Below are 26,061 nucleotides of genomic sequence, written 5' to 3' on the forward strand. Positions count from 1 at the left end.
TTTCAATTTTACATTCCTTGTTCAAGCTGCATTCCTCCTTGCTCCTGTTCTGTTTGTTTCATGCTCTCTGCGATCTGCTGGCGGTCGTAGCAGTAGATGTAGGCGTTATAATTGCCCTGCTGGGGAAAACAGCGGATGTAATAGCTGTAGGCTTCGGTTTCCAGCTTGAAGCCATAGGAATTGCTGCAGTATTGGTCTGTGAATCTGGCGTCCTCATGGTCATGGCACCACTTTGCCATCGCATTCAAATTTTCAAGCGGGCCGCATCTGCGGAGTTCATCTATTACTGTCTGGAAGTCTTCTTTGAATGCCGGAGTTATAAGCTCTGCAAGATGGTCAAACCATGTATGCCAGAACTCTTTACCCTTATGCCCAAAGTCACATCGGAAATGCCCGATGCATCCGCGCTGTATATCGTCATCGCTGTTGCTTGAAAAGAAAAGAGCCGCCTCATTTTTGTCGGCGGCACACAGCTCATATTTCATTTTTATGCCTTGATCCGGCTGCGTGATCACACGGAAGCTGTCCTCGCCGGGAACTAGGGCAAGACTTCTGCCATTATCCCAAGTCATTTGGAGCTGGCCGATATCATCCACACAATCCACCGTACCCTGTAACCCGCGGGGCATATCTGCTTCGCCGCTCATGGAAACAAGTTCGATGCGGGTACCGGGAGGGTATTGGTCTTTGATTCGTTGTATGCGTCTGTGGTCCATATTCATGCTGATACCTCCGTTTTTCAAGGTTCTATATAAATAGCGGAGCTGCTTTGCTCCGCTAAATGGTTTTATTATTTGCTATACATCGGGATATCCTATATCGTGAGCGGTTGTTCCATCGTAATGCCGCCTTTGAAAATAAAGAGCAGCTTATCTTCATTCACCACCTTGATGGTGTCGATAAATTGCCGCACGATGTTGTTGCTGTATTCCGTTATTTCAAAGGGGGCGTCTTCCAGCGCCTTGCAGATGTCGTCCATCTGCCTGGCGAGTTTATCCGGACCGTTTTGCTCCGCCTGGTATTGCTCCAGTGTTTTCTGCAGGGATTTGATTTCCTCCGAAATTTCTCTGAACTTGTCCTCGTAGCTTTCGGCGTTTCCCGCCTTTGCCGCGACCGCCACCAGCTCCATCATGCTGTCCTGCAGCTCGCGGATGCGGTTTTCGATTGCGTATGGATTGGTCGCGCCGCTGCTTTTTTCAGAAAGCGTGATTTTCAGATTGGTTTTAAGGATACCGATGAGCCGTTCCCGATTGCTCATCATGGCGTTGATGGCTTTCAGCACCGCTGCCTGAAGCCTTTCTTCATCAACGGTGGGGGAGCTTTTGCAGTATTTCGTGCCGTAGTCCAACCGGCTGATGCACCGCCACACGATCTTTTTCTTGCCCCGCTTTGACCAGGTCACCCGCTTGTAGGGAGTACCGCAGTTGCCGCAGATAAGAAGCTCGGTCAGGGCGTACCTTCCGCTGTATTTGGATTGTCCGGTTTTGCTGGTCTTGTCGGATACCTTCCGCTTTCCGGCACGGCGGGCGATTTCCGCTTGCACTTTCTCAAAAAGCGTACGGTCGATGATCGCCTCATGGTGGTTTTGAACCAGGTATTTGGGTAGCTCGCCGTTATTTTTCCTTGTTTTCTTGCTGATGCAGTTTTCCACGAAGGTCTTTTGCAGGAGGGCGTCGCCGCAGTATTTCTCGTTCCGGAGCATATACTGCAGGGCGCCGACGGACCATTGGGGCTTTCCTCCAGCCGCAGCGATGCCTTCCGCTTCCAGCATCCGCTTGATATCAGGCACGCTGCTTCCGGCAAGATAGCTTTGAAATATCCGCCGCACTACAGCCGCCTGTTCGGGGACCACCCTGGGCTTATCATTCTCGCCCCGTTCGTATCCGTAGATTCTTGAATACTGGAAGGATACCTTTCCGCTTTTAAAGGCCTGGCGTTTGCCCCAGCGGACGTTCTGGCTGATTGACTCGCTCTGCGCCTGGGCGAAGCCTGCCAGCATGGTGATAATAATTTCGGTGTCCGCTTTCATGGTGTTGATGTTTTCGTTTTCAAAAATGACCGCTATCCCCAGCTCCTTGAGTTCCCGGATGTAGTTCAGGCAGTCTACCGTGTTTCTCGCAAACCGGCTGATAGACTTGGTCAGTATGATATCAATCTTGCCCTTCCTGCACAGACGGATCATTCTCAGAAAGTTGGTGCGCTTTTTTACCGACGTCCCCGTGATGCCTTCGTCTGCGAATATGCCTGCCAGCGTCCATTCGGGGTTGCTCATGATCTTGTCGGTATAGTAAGCCACCTGCGCCTCGTAGCTGGTGAGCTGTTCCTCCTGGTCGGTGGAGACCCTGCAGTATGCGGCGGCGCGAAGCTGCCGGGGGAAGGTCCTGTTTTGGGCTACGAGTGGATTGGCGGGGATGATGATAATTTGCTTTTCTTGCGGTTGTAAATCGCTTTGTGCCGTCAGCATGGCATTGCTCTCCTTTCCGGCCTGTTTTCAAGGCTCTGTCCGTTTTTTAACTTCAGGGAGACCGTTCCGTCCGGCTGGACGACGACCGCGTCCACGGCGCATTCGAACAGCTCCGCATCAAACTGTGTTAGGAGTTTACGGCTTTCAAAGGCCGCTTTGATTTCCCGCGCCTTTTGCGGCAGGAGACCGTCCGGGCAGCTCTCGTATTGGGCGGCGGCGCGGGCCATGATCAGGATTCTGGCGTATTCCTCGTCGCAGTCCGTCTTGTCCAGTTCCCGGTTGATCTCGTTGGTCAGCCTTGTGATTTCGAGGTCATGGCATCGGCTTACAATGTCCGGGATTTCGATGCGCTGCGGATTTTCAACGGCAAGGTTCAGCAGGGAGATGATCTGCCCGGTCAGCAGGGTGTCGGTGATTTTTGCCGTGCGGCGGCACCCGGTATTTTTGCATTTCCATTTCTCCCCGGTCCGGTTGTCCAGAATCCTTTCATAGGGGCTTCCGCATTCTCTGCAAAATACTTTCCTTTTCAGGGCTGTAATCTCCGGAGCCGTATGTATATCCTTGCGGGTATATTTTGCCTGCTGGAGCAGGGCGGACTGTCTGAACTCGTCCTCCGTGACCAGTTTGGGATATCCGTCCTGTCCGGTATATTTCCGGTTTTGCAGGATGCGTCCCACCATATTCTTGTTCCAGCGGGAGGAGCCTTCGCTATAGGGCTGCCCCGCTTTTTCCAGCATGGCGGCGATCCGGCCGTAGGACTCGCCGGATATGTATTGCCGGAAGATCAGCCGCACCATTTCCGCTTCCCTGTCATGAGGTACGATGACTCCTTCAGAAAGCCGGTATCCGAATGGGATGTATCGGTTTTTCATGCTACCGCACCGTCCTTTCTATGGGTTCGGCAAGCTCCAGACCGTTTATCAGCTTGAATTTCAGCCGTTCGCCGGACTCGGCGGTAACCAGCTCCACTATGCTGTCAAAGAGCGTTTCGTCAAAACCGCTCAGACGCTCCGGTCCGTCCTCCAGGATTTCGATCAGGCTCCTGGTTTCGGTGATGGCGCTGTCGTCCTCATCCTTTTCCATCAGCTTGTTTTTCTCTGCTTTTAAGGCGCGGATTTTTCTGCTCAGCTCGTCGGTTTGGGATATAAAAAGAGCGGAATCGATGATGCCTTTGGACTTCAGTCCGTTCAGCACATGATTCCGCTCAGTGAGTTCCGCGATCTGCCGGTTCAGCTCGACCACCTGCAGATTGCTTAAGTTTCGGTGTCGCTTGAGCGCCTGCAGTTGGTCCAACATGGGGGATAAAATTTTATCATAGTTCAGCTTTAGCTTGTGGTACAGCCGGAGGAATGCTCCGTAGATCTCCGGCTCCGGAATTTGGGTTACGGTGCAGTTAGATTTGCCTTTGTTGTGGTTGCGGCATACCCAGTAGGTTTTTCCGTTGCAGGTTTTCCTTTTGAAAAGCGACCCGCACTCTCCGCATCGAATCCTTTTGCTCAGCGGATACATCGAGCGTTTCGACATGGTAGGGATATTCCTGCTTTGGTTCAACTCCTGCGCCCTTTCGAAAATATCGCGGGAGATAATTGCGGGATGCGAGTATTTGACATAGTATTTGTCCTTCTCGCCTTTGTTGCGCTTTTTCTGGAACGGCAGGACGGCGGTGGTGTACCGTTTTTGCAGCAGGGCGTCGCCTGCATACCGTTCATTTTTCAGGAGATAGTCTATCGTGCTGTAGTGCCACCTGTCTTTTCCGTCCCTTGTGGGGACGCCCTGCGCAGTCAGTTCGGCTGCGATTTCGTCCTTGCTTTTTCCGTTCAGATAGCTGTTGAAAACATAGCGAACGATTTCAGCTTCCTGCTCATGGATTTGCAGGGTTCCGCTCTGCAGCCGGTATCCGAGGGGCGCTTTGCAGGTAATGAATTTGCCGTTTTTCATGCGGTGCTGATAGCTCCACCGCATGTTTCCCGATATGGACATGGACTCCTGCTGGGCGTTGCCGGAGAAAAAGGTCAGCAGCATCTCGTTGCTGATTTCTCCGGTATCGATGTGTTCCTTTTCAAAATAAATGGTCACGCCAAGGGATTTGAGTTCCCGGATGGTTTCCAAGCACTCCCTTGTGTTCCGGGAAAACCGCGAGATGGATTTGGTCAGGATTCGGTCGATTTTCCCCTTGCGGCAGTCGCGGAGAAGGCGCTGAAAATCCTCCCGCTTATCCATCCGCAGTCCTGTGACGCCCTCGTCGGCATAAATGTCGACGAGTTCCCAATTCTCGTTTTCCCGGATCAGCGTGGTGTAATGGCTCACCTGCGCCGCGAAGGAGTTCAGCTGGTCGTCGGAGTCGCTGCTGACACGGGCGTATGCCGCGATGCGCAGCTTGTCTTTTTGGGCCTGAACGGCCGGATTGATTACAATAACCCTGGGAGCTTCCGGCTGAAGTTCTCCCGCCAGTGCTCCGCCAACAGTATTTTGGCTTGTTTTCACGGCTTTTCGCCTCCTTTCTTGTCAACAACATACACTACCACACAACCGGCGTCATAGCTATACCCAATAGCGCTAAACAATGAAGATGGAGGCTCCCAATTGTTCGGCAATACGCAAGGCGGTTTTTCTGCCGTCCTCGGCGGTGATCTTACCGGTGGAAACCAGCCAGTTCAAAGCATTGAGAATTCCGATATAGTCGGCGTTGGCGCTGATTCTTTCGGCAGATTCGTTCATACCAGCTTCCTCCTTATTCCATTCTCATGGCGGCAAGGCCGCCATACATTTCCTCAAGCCGCGTCAGCTTGATTTCACCCTCCAGCGGGGAATAGAGTCCGATTCCAAGCTGGTCCAGTCCCCGGATGAAATCCATTGTTTTTACGGTATCCCTGCCCAGGCGGGAGAGATTTACAATAAGCAGCACATCCAGCTTGCCTTCAGCCGCGGCCTCGATTACCTCGGCAAGGCCGCTTCTGGCAAAATTCAGGCCGCTGCCGGTGTCCTGGGAGACTCCGACCACTTCAAACCCCATCTGCCCGGCGTAGTCCGCGAGTTCTTTCTGCTGCCCTTTGAGGCGGCCATGCTCGTCCTCCGGAGCGTCGATGCGGCAGTAAAGCCATGCTCGTTTCTTTTCATCCATATTTTTCATGCCTCCTGTACATTAGTGGTTTGATCCTACAAGGATGCTGCGGGGCGTGGCCGTCCCGCAGCATAGTTTCTAAGATCAAAGCGTTTTCGCTTGTTCTTCATTTCATGTCTGAATAAACGGCTTCAGACGATGCGCTTAATTCGACACTGCTCCCCAAGCACGAATGGCAGCGGCGCAAACTATCCGTGGTCAGCGGATATCACAGGAATTCCACCTCCCCGAGAGCCTCCGGGCCGCACTCTGGGACCTAACCTCGACTATGCAGGAGTATCATTATAGGCCGTTCAGGTCAACGCGATACAGTCCACCACAGACTGTTTTATGGCCGGGCATTTCTCGCTCGTCGCCTTTGATGCCATCGTTTTTACGGATCGCCTTGACTGATCCGCAGGCAGTCTTCGCGTGCCTGCCAATGTCGCTTTCCGTTTCCGGCTGAACGGCTAACGTATTTGAGCCGCTGGATATGGACGGCTAAAGCCGGCTTTTTTCAAAGAGCAATGGGGGAATAAAAAAACCCCCTCACTTCTTTAAGGAAAAAATGAGGGGGTTGAGCGGATTTATTTTTTATTTTTCCAAAAGTTTTTTCAGCTTCAGGAGAATCCTGCGCTTTCTATCGTTGATAGTTCTTTGAGGCGTTCCTGTTTCCGCCGACAATTGGCGCTCGCTTTTCCCCTGGAAAAACAGCGCGTAAATCAGCAGCCGTTCCTGCTCGGAAAGCGTTTCCAGGCACAGCGCCAGCTTTTTAAGCATTTCCTTTTTGATGACGCTGTCCTCTATGGATTCTTCCGCGCGGGATAACAGGTAATCCACCTGAATGCCTTTTTCCTCGCATTCCTCAAAGGATATGTTGTGCTTGCCGGCGAGCTTGTCCAGATACGCTTCGCGCTCCTTCTGCCGGTAGTAGGCCTTATATACCTCTCTGCCCACGGCGACGCGCTTTTTGTTAATCAGCAATGTATACTTGCTCTCCTGTTCTTCCATGAGCTTGTCCTCCATTTCGAGATTTTTTAATCCGGAAAATGAAGAACAAGCGGAGGGGAGCGGCACCTTGCCGATTGGGCAAGGCGTCTATTTGTTGTTTTCAGTCGAAAACATAAGATTTTTGTCAAAAAGAAAACCGCAATCTGCGAGCTGCAAACTGCGGTTTTCCGGTCAATATGAGCTGGACTGCCAAATGAAAAATCTAATGAACGCGCATAAAGCCATAAGGCTGGAAGGTGCATATTCCAACCGAGAGAAATAATTCTTGCGCTGCAGATGCCTTGATAGCACGCAAATTCAGCTACTCCAACCTCTCAATAGATTTTTTCATGTGTCAGCCCTCCCGATGCTTTTAACAGTGCCAAGATTCACATGGGTGTCGTATTTTGCCGAAAATTATCCGCCTTGGCAAACAAAAAACCCGCCGCTAAAAAGGGCAGGTTTTATTACACAGTCTTTGCGGCAACCAGGCTGTCATAGCGCTTTAAGCACCTTAGACCCTATGGCTTTGCGTCCCGGCCTTTAGGCAGGTTTGCCCTTGTCACGGATATTATGTTGATGTTAACGAAGAAGTTCCAGCTTATAGGTGAGCCTGGACCGCTTGGAACAAAAGCATTTCTTTTAGAAAAAGGCGGAGATAATGCTTGAGGCCGCAGTCCTTTTTTACCGCGGCCTCAAGGTATTAGCTTATTTCCATTGGTGAAGCTTATCTTTAGTATTTATTGTAGATCCGGTACAGGAACACGGCTGCTTCCGCCCTTGTGGCATTTGCGCGGGGGTTCAGCCTGTCCCCGGAGCCCTTGATCAGGCCTTCTTTAACCAGTGTGGCCAGGCTATTGGCCGCATAGCCGGCGATGTCTCCCTTGTCGCTGTATTTATCCAGCAGACCGTTGGCGTCCACAGCCTTCAATCCCCTGAATTTCTCCAGTGCCCTGGCTGTCAGCACCATCATGTCCTGACGGGAGATGCTTTCCTTAGGATTGAAACGGTTGTTCCCGCTGCCCGCGGCAATGCCCAGCTTTTTGGCGATGCCGAGGGCTTCATAATAGTAGGCGCCCGGCTCCACATCGTCAAAGTTGCCATCGAATTCCGCCATCAGTCCCAGGGTCCTGATCAGCAGCACCAGGTAATCGGCCCTGGTGATATTGGCAGCGGGGGAGAAGGTACCCTTTCCTGTTCCGCTGATGATTCCCTTGGAGGCCATAACCTCAACGGGTTTTCTGGCCCATTCCGCGCCGCCCAAGTCGCCGAATGTCTTGTGCACGTATGCCACAGCGTAGTAGCTGAAATGGGTGGTGGTGAAGGTAACGGTGCCGGTGGCCGGGTCGTAGCGCCCGTTGGGTACCGAAACCACATTGCCGCTGCCGTCGATGTACCAGACGACGATATGCTCGGGATTGGCCAGCTCCGCCGCCGTCGGCGTATAGGGGATGCTTACCGTCACCGGAGCGTCGGGGTTGCTCCAGTTTGTCTGCTTGCCGTCCAGGGTCAGGGTGAGCTGGACAATAGGCCGGTCGCCGATGGCTGTTTTTACATCCTCCGGCAGGCTGGTCCTGTCGCCCCGGGCGATGGTGATGCCTGCCTTCTTTCCTTCCGTTTCCGGAATTCCCGCCAGCATCCCGGATGGGATGGTGATGCTGCCCGCGCCGGTGGAGAAGGTCAGAGCGCCTTCGCCCTGTGAGCCGGACAGGGAAGCGGCGGGTATTCCTACGGTATAGGAGTTCACGCCGGAAATGGAGGGTACTGTGAGGACCGCCGTTCCCGCGCCGGTAAAGATATCCTTCGCCAGGGTGCCCAGGTCTGTGGCCGCATTGCCCGCATTGGTATTGACACTGACGGGCAGGCTGGTTTCTGCTGTGCTGATGCCCGAAACCTCAGCTTTGTATGTTGGGGTGGCAGGAGTGCTGCTACTGCTGCCGCCTCCGCCGCCTCCGCCGCCACCGCCACCGGCACTGGAAGCCGTTAATGTCACCGTGTAGGTGTCGGCGGAGTCCACTGTCCCGTCATTGGCTGTGAATATCAGGGTGGTTGTACCTACAGCAGCCGGCGTGTATGAATAATCTTTGTTTGCCGCAACCGCCGCGGCGCCGTTCACCGATACCTTGTAGGTCAGATTGTCGCCGTCGGCATCCTCGAATATGGTGGACAGATCAAGGGTGTAGGCGTTGTTCACGGTCACGACGGCCGTCGCTGTTGCCGGTACGCCGGATTTGCGCTTCGGCGCGGTGTTCACGGGCGGCGCGGCCGCGGTGGTTACTGATGTCATGGTGTAAGCGGTTTTGTTCCCGGCTTCGTCCATAACGATGACGTTAAAGTAGTAGGTGGTATTGCTATTCAAGCCGGTAATTTCTTTTGTGCCGATATCTGTTGCGTAATCTCCTGCTGCTGTGCCGTTATATACCGCGTCTGTTACTGATGCTATATTGTCTGAATCCGAATAATAGACCCGATACCGCAGAGCGCCCTGGGGGCTCACATCGTCCGTCGCCTTGCTCCAGCTCAAGGTGACTCCGTTGTGGGTGAGGCCGCCGGCAGTGATGGTTCCGTCCGCCACGGCCGGCGGAGTGGTGTCAGGCTGGGCCGGCGCTGCATCTGTCGATACGGTCAGCCCCGCGCTCTCGGACGATGCCTTGTGGGTGGCGGTTTCTTTGACCCTGGCGGTAAAGGTGTATGAGGTTTCCGGTGATAGACCCGTGAATATATTGCTGTCCTGCCACAGGCCTCCGTTTACCCTGAATTCGTAGGCTGCGTTGGCTGCCAGGGTGACGCTGTTGTGGGTTTTGCTTGCCAGCGAAGGTGCTCCCGGGGCCGCCGGCCCGTCGGCTTTGTCCACAACAGCCGTCGGAGCACTGGTGACGCTGCTCGTAGCGTGGATGCCATCGGCGGTGACAGTCACGGTGATGGTCTGGCCGATGTCGGCCTGCGCCAATATGTAGGCTGAGGCTGTGGCCCCCGGGATATCCGCTCCGCCGCGCTTCCACTGGTAGGTTGGCACGTCATCGCTGGTGTCCGGGGTATAGGTGATGCCTGATATATCCGCTGTCAGTGTTTCGCCGTATTTGGCACTGCCGCTGATGGTTACACTGCCGCCCATGACCGGCAGCGGCGCCGCCGTGACGGTGATGGTTGCCTCGCCGTATACCCCGGAGCCGTCGTTGGCCGTCGCCCTTACCGTCACTGTGCCTTCTCCGGTGCCCGTGAGCAATCCGGTGGAAGCGTTTATGCCGGCTGTGCCCGTTCCGGAATACACGCTCCAGGTCACGCTCTTATCCGTGGCATCAGAAGGCAATACTTCCGCTGTCATTTGCAGGGTACCGCCGTTCACTACTGTTGTCGCGTCGCCTGCCCCTTTTACCGTGATGGAGGTTACCAGGGTGGGCGGCGCCGCCGTTACCGAAACCGGTACGGTTACATCTGCTGTATCCGTCCCGTCGTAGACCGTGACCACAACCGATGTGTCGCCCGCCGCCACGCCGGTGAGGGTAACAGTGCCGCTATTAAGGCTTGCCGTTGCCTTTGCTGTGTCCGGGCCTGTCACAATGGCCGTGATGGTCAGCGGATCGCTGTCCGCATCCTCCGCAATATCGGAGGCGGTAAAGGTGGCCGTGCCGCCCGCGGTCACGCTTTGGGTTGGCACCGGATTTTTAGCCATTGGCGGGTTATTCGCAGGAGGCGCCGTATTCACCGTCAAAGTTGCCGCATTGCTGGTTGCGCTGCCTGCCGCATTGGTTACCACTACAGTGTAGCTTCCGGCATCCGACGCTTGCACATTGCTGATGGTCAGGGTATCGGTGGCGGCCCCGCTGATGTTGCCGCCGTCGGAAAGGTTATTGCCGTCCTTCTTCCACAGGTAGCTCAAAGGTGCGTCTCCCGTCGCCGTTACCGTAAAGGTGGCCGTTTCTCCCGCGGTCACCGTCTGATTAGTCGGTTGGGCAGTAATGGCCGGAGCTACAGGAGCCGGATTAATGGTTATGCTCAAGGCTTTTGTGTCGCTGCCTGCGCTGTTGTCAGCCTTTACGGTAAAGTTAAATGTACCGGCAGCCGTCGGCGTTCCGGATATGTTTCCATCACCTGACAGCGTCAGTCCGGTCGGCAGGCTTCCGCTTTCAAGGCTCCAGGTGATGGGCGCATCACCGGTTGCTGTAAGCGCCTGGCTGTAAGCAGTGTTCACCGTGCCATCAGGCAGGCTTGCCGTGGTAATGGCCGGAGCTGCAGGAGCTGCCGTGACGGAAACCGGTACGGTTACATTTACGGTATCAGTACCGTCGTAGACCGTGACGACAACCGATGTGTCGCCCGCCGCCACGCCGGTGAGCGTTACGGTGCCGCTATTAAGGCTTACCGTTGCCTTTGCTGTGTCCGGGCCTGTTACAATAGCCGTGATGGTCAGCGGGTCATTGTCCGTATCTTCCGCGATATCGGAAGCGGTGAAGGTGGCCGTGCCGCCCGCCGTCACGCTTTGGGTTGGCACCGGATTTTTCGCCGTTGGCGGGTTATTCGCCGGAGGCGCCGTATTCACCGTCAAAGTTGCCGCATTGCTGGTTGCGCTGCCCGCGGCATTGCTTACATGGCAGGTGTAGCTTCCGGCATCCGCCGCCTGCACATTGCTGATTGTCAGTGTTGCCGTCGCGGCCCCGCTGATGCTGCCGTTGTCGGTCAGGTCCGCCCCGCCCTTCTTCCACCGGTAATTCAACGGCTCTGTCCCTGCCGCTTCCACTGTGAAGGTAACCGCCTGCCCCGCCGTTACCGTCTGACTCAAAGGTTGCTTCGTTATATACACCGGCGTCAACTCTGACGTGGCCACCTGCACACTGGATATGCAGGCGTCTGGCTGCAGGTTCCCCGCTGCGTCCTCGGCCGTCATATAAACATAGTATTCCGTCTCAGGATCAAGTCCGTTAATGACTGTCTCGGCCAATACGCCGCCTCCCGCTATCTCCAGACTTCCTTTCCGGTTTTCATTCAGGGCATTACCGACTGAGTCCGTCCCTTCCTTTATCTGAGCGGCACTGATGGTACCAGCAGCCGATTCCAGCACCACATAATAAACGGTACCTGCCTCATCCATTTGAACCTGCAGTTCCGCAGATTCGTGGGTAACATCGCCTGTTTGCGGGTAATTTTCGGCGAATACCGGAGGCGCGAAGTCGAAATCATCAGTCTGCCACTTGAAATAGGGATATGTGGAATTTTCCACAATGTTCCAGGTGCTGTCAAAATCCCAGTTCGCTTCCATGAAGGTGGACTTCCGCTTCATCTCCGCGGTGGTCTTGCCCGTACCGCCTTGACTGCTTACTTGACAGGACGTCTGAGTATCCCAGAAGGAACCGGTTACGGTTGAATTGGAGCTGCGGTAACCTACCAGGCCGCCTACATTGCCGCTGCCCTGTACCCTCCCCGCGGAGTAGCAGTTCACAGTATTACTTTCTTGCTCGCAGCTGCCTACCAAGCCGCCGACATAACGATCACCTGACACAACACTGGTGGAAGAGCTTTCACTAACAAGGCCATCGTTTTGGCCCACAAGGCCGCCGACATTAAAGTCTCCCGACACACTGCCGGAAACATGGCATTTGCTGATGCTGCCCTCGTTATATCCTGCCAGACCGCCGGCGTAGAAGACAGTAATATCCACTGGAGGCTCAACGACTATATCGACCAGTTTTAGTTTTACGTTACGAACATTGGCATTAACGCCTATGTAGCCGAAAAGACCGACATAACTCTTAACGGTCTGTCTGATTTTGAGGTTGCTGATAGTATGATTACCGCCGTTGAAGCTGCCGCAAAACGGACTGGAAGAATTGCCGATGGGTTCCCAGCCGTTCCATATGTTGAATGGAGATACATCCAGATCAATATCGCTTATAAGAATAAAGTGTTTATCCAGATGTTTACGCACGTTATTCAACTGGTATGCATCAGCGATCTGGTAGGGGTTTGCTTCCGTGCCGTCGCCGCCAGCAAATTCGGTCACAGAAATTTGCACTGTTATATATGCAAAATCCTCCCCGTCGCTGACCTTAACTGTAAACGACGTTTCGCCCGCTGCTTTGCCGGCGAGGGTAACAGTACCGCTGTCAAGGCTTGCCGTCGCTACATTAGAGTTGGGGAATGTCATTATGGCTGTGATGGTTAGCGGGTCTCCATCCGCATCCTCTGCGATATCGTAAGCATTGAATTCGGTTGTACCGCTCGCTGTCACGCCCATGACAGGTGCCGGGCTTTTCGCTACGGGCTTACTGTTCGGGGGAGCTGTAGCGGGAAATTCGGCAGTCACTACGCCCGAATCAGCTTCATTGCTTACCGATACGGCGCCCGCCACTTTGAAGTAATTTTCTGCCACGCCGGTCAGGGTATAGTTTCCTTTCGGGGTCAGGATGATGGTCGCCGTGTAGACGGTGCTGCTGGCAAAAGGATTGTGGTTCGGCGACCAACTCACGGTTCCTGTGTATTGATCTGTTTCAGTTATCACGGTTACGGGCGTTGCTCCTCTTTCCGGAGGGGTCACGCCCGGAATGTCCTGAATGCTGACCGGGATACCCTCAACATTTAGTGACACGGTATACGTGTCGGAGGAGTCCTCGGTCCCGTCATAGGCTTTGAATATCAGTGTGGCTGTACCGGTGACAGCCGGTGTGTAGGAGTAATTTTTATCTGCCGCAGCATACGTAGCGCCGTTCACCGATACCTTGTAGGTCAGATTGTCGCCGTCGGCATCCTCGAATATCGTTGAAAGATCAAGCGTATATGCGTCATAGACGGTTACGCTGGCCGTTGCGGTCGCAGGCACATCTGATTTGCGTTTCGGCGCCGTATTCACGGTCAGGATCGCCTCATTACTGGTCGCATCGCCTAGCGTATTCCATACCATCACCGCATAGCTTCCGGCATCCGATAACTGTACATTGCTTATGGTCAACGTGTCAGTAGCAGCACCGCTGATGTTGCCGCCGTCGGACAGGTCTGCTCCGTCCTTTTTCCACTTGTAGCTTATGGGCTCGGTACCTGTCGCCGCTACCGAGAAGGTGGCCGTCTGTCCCGGCGCTACTATCTGACTGTCCGGATGGCTGGTGATGAACGGGGGTGCGTTCACCGTCAGAGTAACGGGATTACTGGTCGCATCGCCCGCCGCATTCGTTACCACCACCGTATAGCTTCCGGCATCCGACAACTGTGCATTGCTTATGGTCAACGTGTTCGTAGCAGCACCGCTGATGTTGCCGCCGTCGGAAAGGTTAACTCCGTCTTTCTGCCACTGGTAGCTTAAAGGTGTATCTCCTGCCGCTTCTACCGTGAAGGTGGCCGTTTGTCCAGCCGTTACCGTCTGGCTTTCTGGCTGTGTTGTTATGGAAGGCGGTACCATGATGGAAATAGGCACTTCAATCTGCGTGTAAGCCGAGGCGATGCCCGCAAACCGGGCGTAGATAACACAGCTCCCGTTCCCGGTAGCCGTTACCACACCCTGGCTGTCCACCGCGGCCACATTCTCATCGGAACTGGCGAAAGCAAACAGGCCGAAATCCGTTTGCACATAGGTGTCCGTCCACGTATTGCCGTCCGCTGACTGCTCTTTTTTCACGTCAGCCGCCTGTATCCCCAGAGTCTCACCGGCCCTTGTGAACACAAGGCCAGTCCCCGTGTAAGCATACCGGAATTGGGGTGTAACTGTTTTTGTGCCGGCCGGGCAAGCGTCCAGTTTGTCTTTTTCAGGCCCGGAAAAGACGTTTATAAAGTTCCTGTCACACTTAAGAATTGTGAGCGTACCAGGCAGGTCCGGAAGACTTGTCAGCCTGTTTTCATCGCAGAATAGCCACTGAAGATTGGGAGGCAGTTCCGGCAATGCCTCCAGTTGATTATTATTGCACGTCAATACTGTCAAACCGCTTGGCAGCTGCGGGAGGCCGGTTAATTGATTGTAGCCGCATTCAACCACACTGACATTGGCCCCCAATGCGGGCAGCGCCGTCAACCGGTTACTTGCGCAGCGCAGTGTGTTTAAGGACGCAGGCAAAGCCGGCAATTGGGTTAGCTGATTGTAATTGCAGTTCAGTGTCTGCAGTCCGCCAGGCAAGCTGGGCAGGCCGGTCAACTGGTTGTTGTAGCAGTATAAGCCAATTAGGGAATCAGGCAAAGCCGGCAAACTGGTCAATTGATTGTAGCCGCAATCCAGCTCCTGAATTCCCGTGCCTTGGAAATGCTCCAACCCCGCCAGGCTGGCTATGTTTTTGCTGTCAATATAAAGGGTATAGCCTTGGTCGGGCATCCGGGCGATCAGATCCTGCTTGGTAAAGCTCCCCGGCGCACCGCTGTTGCCCAGCCACTCCCAGACCGCCTGCTTGAAGTTGGGGTCGGTGAAGTCGCCGGAAATGTCCAGGTTCTCCACGGAAACGGGGACCGTTAACTTAAGGTTCCCGGAACCGGACTGGGCGGTCAGGACTAGATCGTAGCCGCCCGCCGGGGTCGCCGGGGCAGGCTGCAGCGTCACGGTGTTGGAAGCGATGCTCGCCGCCAGCTCGCCGGCGGTGGCGGGGTCGATTGCAAAGGTGATGCTCTCGTCAACGCCGGCAAGGGCCACCTGCCCGGTCTGTCCCGCCGTCACCGTGACCGGCGACGGGAGAGCGCTGAGGAAGGATGGCCCGGTGCTGGCAAACACGCCCCCGCTGACCGTCAGGCCGCCGGACACGGTGATGTTGACCTGTCCGCTGGCCAGATTAACGCCCTTGTCGTCCCCTGAGATGGTGCCGCCGTTGATGTGGGCCGTGCCCAGAGTTACTTGCACGCCGGTTCCGGCCCCTCCTGACGCCGAGACCGTCCCGCCGTTGATGGTGGCGGAGGCCGAGGAGGTGCTGCCAGCCAGCAGGACGCCCGCTCCTGACGCCGAGACCGTCCCGCTATCTATGGTGACCGAGGCGCTGTTTCCCACCCTGACACCCGTTCCTGAGGCCGAGACCGTCCCGCCGCCGATGGTGACCGAGGCGCTGTTAACAGCTTGGACGCCTATGCCGGAAACGCCCGTCGCGTTGATGGCGCCGCCGCTGATGGTGACTCCCCCACCAAGGGCTCTGACGCCAACACCGCCGGTGCCCGCCGCGTTGATGGTGCCGCCGCTGATGACAGCGTTACCGCTGCTTTCTATTGCATATAAGGCACTGTTGCTGACAGTACCTCCGGCCAGGGTAAAGCGCCCGCCGCTTTGCACCGAGATGGTTGACGTTGCGGCGCCGGTTATCGCCAGGTCGCCGCCGACAGTCACATCCGCGCCGGCGCCAATAACTATTTTGTAGCTGCCGCACGTAATTGTGCTGCCCGAAGATGTGATGGCAAACGCATTTGGGTTGGTAATGGTCAAATCGCTGTCCAGCGTTATGTCGCCGGTGATGTTGATGGTATCGCCGCTGTACACGCTGGCAACAACAGTCTTCAGCTCTTCCAAAGTACTGACGTCATGCGTCGCCGCCTGCACTTTCATCGGAAGCATAATGAATACCGCCATCACTGCCGCCAACAGCAGCGTTTTTACAATTGTTTTCATAAATAAACCTCCTTTTGTTTATTTTGTCAGCAAGTTATACAGCACCTGGGCCATCTGCGCCCTGGTGGTGGTGTCCTGAGGCAAAAGTTTGCCGCCGCTGCCGCCGATGGTGCCGGTTTCCACCAGCAGCTTCATAGCCTCTTTCGCCCAGGGGGCGATGTCGTCCGCGTCGCTGAAGTCTGAGAGCGGCCTGCTGGAACTGCCCCGGGGCAGCCTATTTATGGCTTTCAGCGCATTATGCAGCAGGGTGAACATCTCCTGGCGGGTGATTTCCTTTTCGGGTGCGAACATGTTGCCGCCCACGCCCGCGGATATGCCGGTCCGCTTGGCCGCAGCCAGGTAGCCGGTATACCAGGTGCTGCCTGCGTCCGCGAAATTGTCCTGCGGGTTTGCATCGGGGGTTATGCCGTACGCCTTCAGCAGCATAACGATGAACTGCCCCCTGGTCAGCTTCGCTTCGGGGCTGAAATTGCCGCCTCCCGTGCCGGTAGTGATCTCCCTGGCGGCGATGAAGGAAACCGCTTTTGAGTACCACGCATCCTTTGCCACGTCCTTGAAGCTCACCTGCTTGTAGCTTACGGCATAATAGCTGAAGTGGGTGGTGGTGAATGTCACGGTGCCTGTATCCGGGTCGTAGCGCCCGTTGGGCACCGAAACCACGCTGCCGCTGCCGTCGATGTACCAGACCACGATATGCTCGGGGTTTTCCAGCTCCGCCGCCGTCGGCGTATAGGGGATGCTTACCGTCACCGGCGCGCTTGGGTTGTTCCATTCGGTCTGCTTGCCGTCCAGGGTCAGGGTGAGCTGGACAATAGGCCGGTCGCCGACGGCTGCTTTTACTTCCTCCGGCAGGCCGGACTTGTCACCTTGGCCGATGGTGATACCTGCGCTCGATTCTTCCGTTCCCGGAATTCCCGCCAGCATGCCGGACGGGAGGGTGACGCTGCCCGCGCCGGTGGAGAAGGTCAGTACGCATTCCCCTTGTGATCCTGACAGGGAAGCGGCGGGTATTCCTACGGTATAGGAGTTCACGCCGGGAATGGAGGGTACTGTGAGGACTGCCGTCCCCGCGCCGGCAAAGATATCTTTGGCCAGTGTACCAAGGTCTGTTGCCGCACTGTCCGTATTTGTATTGACACTGACGGGCAGTTTGGTTTCTGATATGTTGCTCCCGGATACGGTGGCCTTGTATGTTGGGGTGGCAGGAGTGCTGCTACTGCTGCCGCTGCCGCCTCCGCCGCCTCCGCCGCCATTATATATCCATTTGGCATAGAGGGTTATATTCGCCGTTACCGTGTCAACGCTGAAGTTCCAGGCGTTGACGCAGGACGCTTCCTTATACCAGCCGCCGAAGGTATAGCCAGTCCGTGTCGGCGCGGACGGCGCGGTTATGACGGAGCCCGGTGCAACGCCGGTAATGCTTGCTACCGCACTGCCGCCCTGGGAGTCGAAAGTGACGGTGCAGGTTACAGCGGCACCGGCCGTCAGGGTTACGGTGTACGTGTCTAAGGAATCCGTTGTCCCATCGTTGGCTGTGAATACCAGGGTGGTTATACCTACAGCAGCCGGCGTGTATGAATAATCTTTGTTTGCCGCAACCGCCGCGGCGCCGTTCACCGATACCTTGTAGGTCAGATTGTCGCCGTCGGCATCCTCGAATATGGTGGACAGATCAAGGGTGTAGGCGTTGTTCACGGTCACGACGGCCGTCGCTGTTGCCGGTACGCCGGATTTGCGCTTCGGCGCGGTGTTCACGGGCGGCGCGGCCGCGGTGGTTACTGATGTCATGGTGTAAGCGGTTTTGTTCCCGGCTTCGTCCATAACGATGACGTTAAAGTAGTAGGTGGTATTGCTATTCAAGCCGGTAATTTCTTTTGTGCCGATATCTGTTGCGTAATCTCCTGCTGCTGTGCCGTTATATACCGCGTCTGTTACTGATGCTATATTGTCTGAATCCGAATAATAGACCCGATACCGCAGAGCGCCCTGGGGGCTCACATCGTCCGTCGCCTTGCTCCAGCTCAAGGTGACTCCGTTGTGGGTGAGGCCGCCGGCAGTGATGGTTCCGTCCGCCACGGCCGGCGGAGTGGTGTCAGGCTGGGCCGGCGCTGCATCCGTCGATACGGTCAGCCCCGCGCTCTCGGACGATGCCTTGTGGGTGGCGGTTTCTTTGACCCTGGCGGTAAAGGTGTATGAGGTTTCCGGTGATAGACCCGTGAATATATTGCTGTCCTGCCACAGGCCTCCGTTTACCCTGAATTCGTAGGCTGCGTTGGCTGCCAGGGTGACGCTGTTGTGGGTTTTGCTTGCCAGCGAAGGTGCTCCCGGGGCCGCCGGCCCGTCGGCTTTGTCCACAACAGCCGTCGGAGCACTGGTGACGCTGCTCGTAGCGTGGATGCCATCGGCGGTGACAGTCACGGTGATGGTCTGGCCGATGTCGGCCTGCGCCAATGTGTAGGTTGAGGCTGTGGCCCCCGGGATATCCGCTCCGCCGCGTTTCCACTGGTAGGTTGGCACGTCATCGCTGGTGTCCGGGGTATAGGTGATGCCTGATGTATCCGCTGTCAGTGTTTCGCCGTATTTGGCATTGCCGCTGATGGTTACACTGCCGCCCATGACCGGCAGCGGCGCCGCCGTGACGGTGATGGTTGCCTCGCCGTATACCCCGGAGCCGTCGTTGGCTGTCGCCCTTACCGTCACCGTGCCTTCTCCGGTGCCCGTCAGCAATCCGGTGGAAGCGTTTATGCCGGCTGTGCCCGTTCCGGAATACACGCTCCAGGTCACGGTCTTATCCGTGGCATCAGAAGGCAATACTTCCGCTGTCATTTGCAGGGTACCGCCGTTGACCACGGTGGTCGCGTCGCCTGCCCCTTTTACGGTGATGGAGGTTACCAGGGTGGGCGGCGCCGCCGTTACCGAAACCGGTACGGTTACATCTGCTGTGTCCGTCCCGTCGTAGACCGTGACCACAACCGATGTGTCGCCCGCCGCCACGCCGGTGAGGGTAACAGTGCCGCTATTAAGGCTTGCCGTCGCCTTTGCTGTGTCCGGGCCTGTTACAATAGCCGTGATGGTCAGCGGGTCATTGTCCGTATCTTCCGCGATATCGGAAGCGGTGAAGGTGGCCGTGCCGCCCGCGGTCACGCTTTGAGTTGGCACCGGATTTTTCGCCGTTGGCGGGTTGTTCGCAGGAGGCGCCGTATTCACCGTCAAAGTTGCCGCATTGCTGGTTGCGCTGCCCGCGGCATTGCTTACATAGCAGGTGTAGCTTCCGGCATCCGCCGCCTGGGCATTGCTGATTGTCAGTGTTGCCGTTGCGGCCCCGCTGATGTTGCCGCCGTCGGTCAGGTCCGCCCCGTCCTTCTTCCACTGGTAGCTTAGAGGCTCCGTGCCTGTGGCTGCTACCGTGAAGGTGGCTGTCTGGCCTGCCGTTACCGTCTGATTAGTCGGTTGGGCAGTAATGGCCGGAGGCACAGGAGCCGGATTAATGGTTATGCTCAAGGCTTTTGTGTCGCTGCCTGCGCTGTTGTCAGCCTTTACGGTAAAGTTAAATGTACCGGCGGCCGTCGGCGTTCCGGATATGTTTCCATCACCTGACAGTGTCAGTCCGGTTGGCAGGCTTCCGCTATCAAGGCTCCAGGTGATGGGCGCATCACCGGTTGCTGTAAGCGCCTGGCTGTAAGCAGTGTTCACCGTGCCATCAGGCAGGCTTGCCGTGGTAATGGCCGGAGCTGCAGGAGCTGCCGTGACGGAAACCGGTACGGTTACATCTGCTGTGTCCGTCCCGTCGTAGACCGTGACCACAACCGATGTGTCGCCCGCCGCCACGCCGGTGAGGGTAACAGTGCCGCTATTAAGGCTTGCCGTCGCCTTTGCTGTGTCCGGGCCTGTTACAATAGCCGTGATGGTCAGCGGGTCATTGTCCGTATCTTCCGCGATATCGGAAGCGGTGAAGGTGGCCGTGCCGCCCGCGGTCACGCTTTGAGTTGGCACCGGATTTTTCGCCGTTGGCGGGCTATTTGACGGCGGATCCGCTTCGGTGGCCGGGAATACGGCGGTCACCACGCCCGAGCCAGCCGCGTTGGTTGCCGATGTGGCTCCGGCTACGGTAAAGAAGTTTTCAGCCACGCCTGTCAAGGTGTACCCGGCCTTTGGCGTCAGGGTTATGGTGGCCGTGTAGACCGTGCCGCCCCTGAACGGGTTGTCGGCCGGTGACCAGCTTACGGTTCCCGTATATTGGGCCGTTTCGGTTATCGCGGTTACGGGCGCCGCTCCCCTGGCCGGAGGGGTTACCCCCGGAATGGCGGCGATGTCGATTACGGCGGGATTTACAGTTAAAGTTGCCGCGTCGCTGGTCACGCCGCCCGCGGCATTGCTCACATAGCAGGTGTAGCTTCCGGCATCCGCCGCCTGCACATTGCTGATTGTCAGGGTTGCCGTTGCGGCCCCGCTGATGTTGCCGCCGTCGGAAAGGTTATTGCCGTCCTTCTTCCACTGGTAGCTTAGAGGCCCCGTGCCTGTGGCTGCTACCGTGAAGGTGGCTGTCTGGCCTGCCGTTACCGTCTGGCTGGACGGCTGGGTGGTAATGGACGGAGGCATCACAAAGTCTATTTCCAGATCGAAGCTTTTAACGGTCGTGTTGCCTGCATTATCCGTCAGTGTGATGGTCGCGGGGGATGTCCCGGCGCTTGCGGGTGTGCCACTGATTACACCGTCGCTGCTCATGCTCAATCCCGATGGCAAGCCGGCGGCGTTCCAGCTGTAGGGCGGGGTTCCGCCCGCAGCCCTCAAGGCCAGACTGGCTATGTTCAGCGCCTGGGCACTATAGTTAACCGCCAGCCGGCAGTCGTTGATGTTCAAATCCAGAGAACCCAGGTCTACTGCCAGTACCAAACTCATACTTGCCGTGCTGCCGGCGCCGTCTGTTACCGTGATAGTGGCTGTGGAGGTTTCAGTGGCTGTAGGAACGCCGCTGATTACTCCGTCGCTGCTCATGCTCAGTCCCGATGGCAAACCGGTGGCGCTCCAGCTGTAGGGCGGCGTCCCCCCTGAGGCCCCAAAGGCCACCCTGTCCACAATCGGTCGTTGAGGATGTACTGTGATCACCTTATCCCAGAAAGGAATACTTCCGCCCCCACCGGCCAACTCCGCGATTTCTTCATCCGCAAGTACTCTGTAATACACCCGCAGGTCGTCCAGGTATCCGCCGAAGAACCCGGTATTATTAAAGCGCTTGCCGATATATAGATTTCCGGATGATTGCAAATTGCTGCTCGATGTCCGGGAGCCAAGCATGGCGCCATCCTGATAGATACGCTGAAGTTTCGTGCCGCTGTCATAGGTGACGGTCCAGTGGTGCCATCCAGTGTCGCCGGACACATTGACGTCCAGATCATTGTACCAAAAAGCGATGCTGAATGTGGTTGCGTTGCGGAAGCCTACATGCAGCCCTTGGTTGTTGGCAGTGGTACCCTGGCTGATAATCCAATTTTCCCCATATTTGATGCATCTGGCCCAAAAGGCAATAGTAAAGGACTTGTCGGCCAGGTTAACTCCGTTCCCGGCATCAACATAATCATTGCTCCCGTCAAACATGAGTCCACCGTGGTTGGTAAAACTGATGTCCGGGGCGCCGTTTACCCAAGCGCCTGCGTCGGTATTGATCAGTGTACCATTGTAACGGTTGCCGGAAAAGTCCACGGCAAGACTGCCCTTTCCCTCGTCAAACCTCCAATACCCCTCAGGGTCTCCGCCGGATAATCTGGATACCCACAGGGTAGTATCACCAAGGCGGTTGAGTGCCAGGTTATCAAACACCTTCACGTTGTTGTCGGTTTCAACAAAAGTATATCGCCCGGGCAGCTGTGCCTGTGAATCATCGCAGGCAAAACCTATGGTGCCGGTAAACACCCCGCCGGTATTGCCGTAAATGTCTCCCCCGCCAGCTGTAACCCTGATCTGAAATGGCTTACCTGCCTCCACCGTGCCAGGCGTTTCCACAGTCAGGGTTTCAGGGCTGCCCGGCCTGACCGTTACAGGCGCGCTTTCGCCAAAAGAACCGTCATCTTCGGCGGCGGTGATGGTTATTGTCTCTGCATTGGTCAGCCTGAATCCGCTAACCGTGGCCACACCATTGCTAAACATCGCCATCCCGTCGGCGGGCTTGACCGGTGCCGTGCCATTGGGCGAAGGGCTTGCCGTCCAGTTCCAGTTAATATTGTGTATGCCGCCATAGTCCGCTAAGGTTTGCCCCGACTGGTCCAGGGCGGTAAGTACCACGCTGAAGGTCTCTCCCGCTCGGACTTCGGCCGGCGCGCTCACCGCGAAAGATACGGCGTCGCCGGATCCAAAAACCAGTTCCCTTACTTCCTGCTCCGTCAAGGGCCGATTGAATACTTTGAAGTCGTCAATGGCACCATAGAATGGATACCAGAACGTACCAAGTCTCCCGACATAGAAATCCTTGGCATTTGAGCCGCTAAAGTCCAGAGTGCCTGATAATGCCTGCTCCGCCACTTTTGCCCCATCCTTGTAGATCACAGCTCCGCTGGCTGAGATGACATAAGTTATATGCATCCATTTGCCGAGGGTGTAAAAAGGGCTGACAGAGGCGCTGGATCCCCCGCCTTTGATGGTATTGGTGTTTGTATTGCCATAGATCAGTGAATAGATCAGATTGCTTTGATCGCCGTCTTTGGCAAAAAAACACTGCCGACCCTTTTCAACCGCATTGCTGTTCCCGTCCATACCTCTTTCGCTGTCCACTCTGGCAAAGAAGGAAACGGTTAATCCGTCGGTGAACCGCAGCGAGTCGCTGTTGGCAATCATGATGTGGCCTGGCGCGTCAACGCCGCGAAATAAAGCGGCCTTTCCCATGATACCCGGCACATACTCCACATTACCGCCGGCCGTGCCATTATTGCCATAGGGTGTGCTATCTTCCGGATTGTCTTCGAATTTAAGATGCAGGACCAAACTGGGATCCACAAAGGCGCAGACCACAGTCCAATCCTGGGTTTGGCCATGCTGAGCGGTTACGGTATAGATGACCGGATTGGTGAAATCCTGCGTTTGCCCTGAGGACGGCGATACCGTGGCGCTGCCTGTCAGTGTTATTGCCGGCGCCAGGGATGTTACATCCGCTCCTTCCGGCATATAAAAAGTCACCGTATGAGCCGCGGCATCTATTTTCGACATTCCCACCTGTCCGGCAACCGTAAAGCCGGTGATGCCGTTTTCATCACCGCTCCATTCCGTACGGGCTGTCAGCTTGGTAAGGGAATGGGTATAATTACCGACCCTGTCCTCGGCAAACAGATAAATGTCATAGTCTGTGCCCGAAACCAGCCCGCTGATCTCCACGCTGGCTTCCACTCCCGCCGCTGTACCGATCCAGCCCTTTCTATTGGCAGGCAATGCGTCCAAACCGTTTTCCGCCCGGCCGGTTGTCATCGAGTAGTAGAGATTCTCCGTAAACAACTGACTTAATGAAACGCCTTTGTCCAGTACCACAAAATAGACATCAGCGTCCTCATCGGTCTTCACTTTCAGGCGAAAGCCCTGAGGCGTAGCTTCATCATAAGCAGGATAGCCTGTTTCAAAGCCGGGGGGAGCCAAATCGGGCGCAGGAATCTGCCAGCGGAGGTAAGGATACCCGCCCGTTTCAATGTTCCATACGTTATCAAAGTCCAGACCGGCAAATGACGCCTGTATCTTCATTTGGGATTCTGTCAGACCGGTGGTACCGCTTTTATCACTCGGTACCCATATGGGCCAACCAAATTTATCTTTGTTCCAAAAGCTGGTGCTTATGCTCCCTTCATTTCTTCCAATCAATGCACCACAACGGTATTCCTCTTCGCTAAGATGATTGGATGTGTAGCATTTTACAACTGAACCGGTATTATGCCCTACCAACCCTCCGCCTATATATCTGGATGTCACATCCCCGACGGCATAGCAATCCGTTATTGAACCTCCGTCGTTCACACCTATCAAACCGCCTGCATATCCGAGTCTTCCGATTGTACTGACAGTACAGCTGGAATAGCTGAATTTAATTGAAGCGCCATAATTAATCCCGATTAATCCTCCGCCTGCCCCATCGTTATAAGTTGTTGTAGTTCTTACATCGCCACTGGAAAAGCAGTTTTCCACCAAACCGCCATACTTAGATCCTACCAGCCCTCCAATCTTGTAAGGTCCTTTAGTGCTGGTAACGGCATAGCAGTTAATGATATTTACATTATTTTGCGCATCTCCAATTAATCCTCCGGCATTGGCGCCGCCCGTTACCTGGCTTTGGGCATGGCTGTTCCGGATTGTTCCCCCATTTATAGTACAAGCCCCTATTAATCCGCCAATACAAAAACCATCACCGGTCACATACCCCGAAGCCCAGCTATCCTGGATGTTGCTTCCGTCGCTTTTTCCCACCAATCCGCCCACTGTATGATAACCAAACACACTGCCGGAAAAGCTGCAACCGTTAATGGAAGCATTGCTGGCCCTGCCAACCAAACCGCCGGTTTCATATCTGCCGCGGACAAGCCCGTTTTTTATTATCACATTCTGAAAGCTTGCTCCATTAACAGAACCAAAGAGGCCAATAATGTCCTCATTAGATCGGTCAATGGACAGATTCCTGATGCTGAAGCCGCCGCCGTCCAGGCTGCCGGTAAAAGGGGCCGACTGGCTGCCGATAGGCTGCCAGCTCATGTACCCCGACAGGTCGATGTCGGCCCCCAGCCGGTAATGGGCCGAGAGGTTGTTCCGCACCTCGTTCAACTGCTCGGGGGTGGTGATGACATAGGGATCTCCCGCCGTCCCCGAACCGCTCCCCGAAAAGCCCGCCGCCTGGGCCGTCACCGGCGTGGCCAGGAACGCCACCGCCAGCAAAAAGCCGGTCAGAATGAGGCGGGTCCGCAAAATGGATAAAAGCTTTTTCACAAAATCTACCTCCTTGTTATGGTAATATTTAGAATCTGCTTTGCATGGGCAAATGCCCTGGGATTTTCCGGCAATGCATTTTGCCGCGGAATATTATAACAGGTCAACCTTTAGGCTCTATCCCTTTTTACCTTTAGGGAAGGTAGATTTTTTCAGGGCTCAGGAGACAGGAGACAGAATACAGGAGACAGGAGACAGGAGTCAGGAGTCAGGAGACAGAATACGGAAGTCGGATTATGGAACACGCATGAGGGCAAAAAAAACACAGGCTGTTTGCTTTAGCCTGCGTTTGATGCCGCTTATGCCAATTCCTTTTGAATTTTCACAAGCTCACGGCGGATTTTTTCCGCCAGCTCCCCGGCCCCCTCAAGGGCGCCGGCGACGGCCTTTTCCTCCATCTCCCCGCACAGGGCGGCGAAGGAGGCGGCTCCGACAAACTGCCCGCTTGATTTCATCCCGTGGGAGAGCAGCCGGGCACGGGGGGCGTCTTTTTCCTTCAGGGCGGCTTCCAGCGCGGCAAGCTTTTCCGGCATATCCCTAAGGAAGGCGGCCAGCACCCGGGACAGAAGCGCCGGGTCCGCGCCCACCGTTTGCAGAAGCTCCGCCTTTTTCCCCTCCGGCACAAAGGAGGGGAGAATAACCCGGCTTGCGGCGGTTTCGGCGAAAGCGCCCCCCAAAACCTGCCGCCCGTTTTTCACGGCGCCCGGCAGCCAGCGCGCCAGCGTCCCGGACAGGGCGTCCAGCAGGACGGGCTTTTTTATGTAATCGTCCATGCCGGCGGCAAGGCTCATTTCCTTTTCCTCAGGGGTATCGCCGGCGGTGACGGCGATAATGGGGGTATGCCTGTTTTTCCCGGCCTCCAGCCTGCGGATGGCTGCCGCGGCCTCATGTTGATAAAGCTCTGTTTCAGGCCGTTCCTTAACCTTATCCTCAGTATTTGCCTTTGCCGCAGATCCGGCATATGAGTGCCGGATCTGCATATTGCCAAGCTTTAGTTCCTTG

General features: G+C 55.8%; 10 protein-coding genes and 1 riboswitch. All 10 genes read right to left on the reverse strand.

Annotated features, from left to right (window positions below; all coding sequences use genetic code 11):
• Window positions 1-8: 8 nt before the first annotated feature.
• On the reverse strand, window positions 9-722 hold the full coding sequence (locus HM1_RS14235) for a DUF4314 domain-containing protein (RefSeq protein ID WP_049753987.1): 714 nt from the start codon (window positions 720-722) through the stop codon (window positions 9-11).
• 92 nt (window positions 723-814) lie between these two features.
• Window positions 815-2,464 (reverse strand): recombinase family protein, encoded by a 1,650-nt coding sequence (locus tag HM1_RS00595; RefSeq protein WP_012281299.1) that lies wholly within the window; start codon window positions 2,462-2,464, stop codon window positions 815-817.
• Window positions 2,458-3,336 carry a recombinase family protein gene (locus tag HM1_RS00600; RefSeq protein WP_012281300.1) on the reverse strand — a complete coding sequence of 293 codons (879 nt, stop codon included), beginning with the start codon at window positions 3,334-3,336 and terminating at the stop codon, window positions 2,458-2,460. Before HM1_RS00600 ends, HM1_RS00595 begins: the two co-directional genes overlap by 7 nt.
• Before the next feature lies 1 nt (window position 3,337).
• On the reverse strand, window positions 3,338-4,948 hold the full coding sequence (locus tag HM1_RS00605) for a recombinase family protein (protein WP_012281301.1): 1,611 nt from the start codon (window positions 4,946-4,948) through the stop codon (window positions 3,338-3,340).
• 72 nt (window positions 4,949-5,020) lie between these two features.
• Window positions 5,021-5,182 (reverse strand): hypothetical protein, encoded by a 162-nt coding sequence (locus HM1_RS15640; protein WP_012281302.1) that lies wholly within the window; start codon window positions 5,180-5,182, stop codon window positions 5,021-5,023.
• A gap of 13 nt (window positions 5,183-5,195) precedes the next feature.
• Window positions 5,196-5,585: a recombinase family protein gene (locus tag HM1_RS00610; RefSeq protein ID WP_012281303.1), complete on the reverse strand. Its 390-nt coding sequence runs from the start codon at window positions 5,583-5,585 to the stop codon at window positions 5,196-5,198.
• Between the two features lie 573 nt (window positions 5,586-6,158).
• On the reverse strand, window positions 6,159-6,575 hold the full coding sequence (locus HM1_RS00615; RefSeq protein WP_012281304.1) for a sigma factor-like helix-turn-helix DNA-binding protein: 417 nt from the start codon (window positions 6,573-6,575) through the stop codon (window positions 6,159-6,161).
• A gap of 458 nt (window positions 6,576-7,033) precedes the next feature.
• A riboswitch (cyclic di-GMP riboswitch) is annotated at window positions 7,034-7,122 on the reverse strand.
• 165 nt (window positions 7,123-7,287) lie between these two features.
• Window positions 7,288-16,110, reverse strand: coding sequence for an immunoglobulin domain-containing protein (locus HM1_RS00620; protein WP_012281305.1), 8,823 nt, complete (start codon window positions 16,108-16,110; stop codon window positions 7,288-7,290).
• A gap of 18 nt (window positions 16,111-16,128) precedes the next feature.
• Window positions 16,129-25,059, reverse strand: a complete 8,931-nt coding sequence (locus HM1_RS16045) for a LamG-like jellyroll fold domain-containing protein (RefSeq protein WP_012281306.1) — start codon at window positions 25,057-25,059, stop codon at window positions 16,129-16,131.
• Window positions 25,060-25,358: 299 nt separating this feature from the next.
• Window positions 25,359-26,039 carry an Hpt domain-containing response regulator gene (locus tag HM1_RS00635; protein WP_012281307.1) on the reverse strand — a complete coding sequence of 227 codons (681 nt, stop codon included), beginning with the start codon at window positions 26,037-26,039 and terminating at the stop codon, window positions 25,359-25,361.
• Window positions 26,040-26,061 lie beyond the last annotated feature (22 nt).

Source organism: Heliomicrobium modesticaldum Ice1, assembly GCF_000019165.1.
Taxonomy (GTDB): Bacteria; Bacillota; Desulfitobacteriia; order Heliobacteriales; family Heliobacteriaceae; genus Heliomicrobium; species Heliomicrobium modesticaldum.

What these genes read in the sequence shown, in the direction of transcription:
- HM1_RS14235 (WP_049753987.1), bottom strand. Translation starts at nt 722, where the DNA reads ATGAATATGGACCACAGACGCATACAACGAATCAAAGACCAATACCCT.
- HM1_RS00595 (WP_012281299.1), bottom strand. Translation starts at nt 2,464, where the DNA reads ATGCTGACGGCACAAAGCGATTTACAACCGCAAGAAAAGCAAATTATC.
- HM1_RS00600 (WP_012281300.1), bottom strand. Translation starts at nt 3,336, where the DNA reads ATGAAAAACCGATACATCCCATTCGGATACCGGCTTTCTGAAGGAGTC.
- HM1_RS15640 (WP_012281302.1), bottom strand. Translation starts at nt 5,182, where the DNA reads ATGAACGAATCTGCCGAAAGAATCAGCGCCAACGCCGACTATATCGGA.
- HM1_RS00610 (WP_012281303.1), bottom strand. Translation starts at nt 5,585, where the DNA reads ATGGATGAAAAGAAACGAGCATGGCTTTACTGCCGCATCGACGCTCCG.
- HM1_RS00615 (WP_012281304.1), bottom strand. Translation starts at nt 6,575, where the DNA reads ATGGAAGAACAGGAGAGCAAGTATACATTGCTGATTAACAAAAAGCGC.
- HM1_RS00620 (WP_012281305.1), bottom strand. Translation starts at nt 16,110, where the DNA reads ATGAAAACAATTGTAAAAACGCTGCTGTTGGCGGCAGTGATGGCGGTA.
- HM1_RS00635 (WP_012281307.1), bottom strand. Translation starts at nt 26,039, where the DNA reads ATGCAGATCCGGCACTCATATGCCGGATCTGCGGCAAAGGCAAATACT.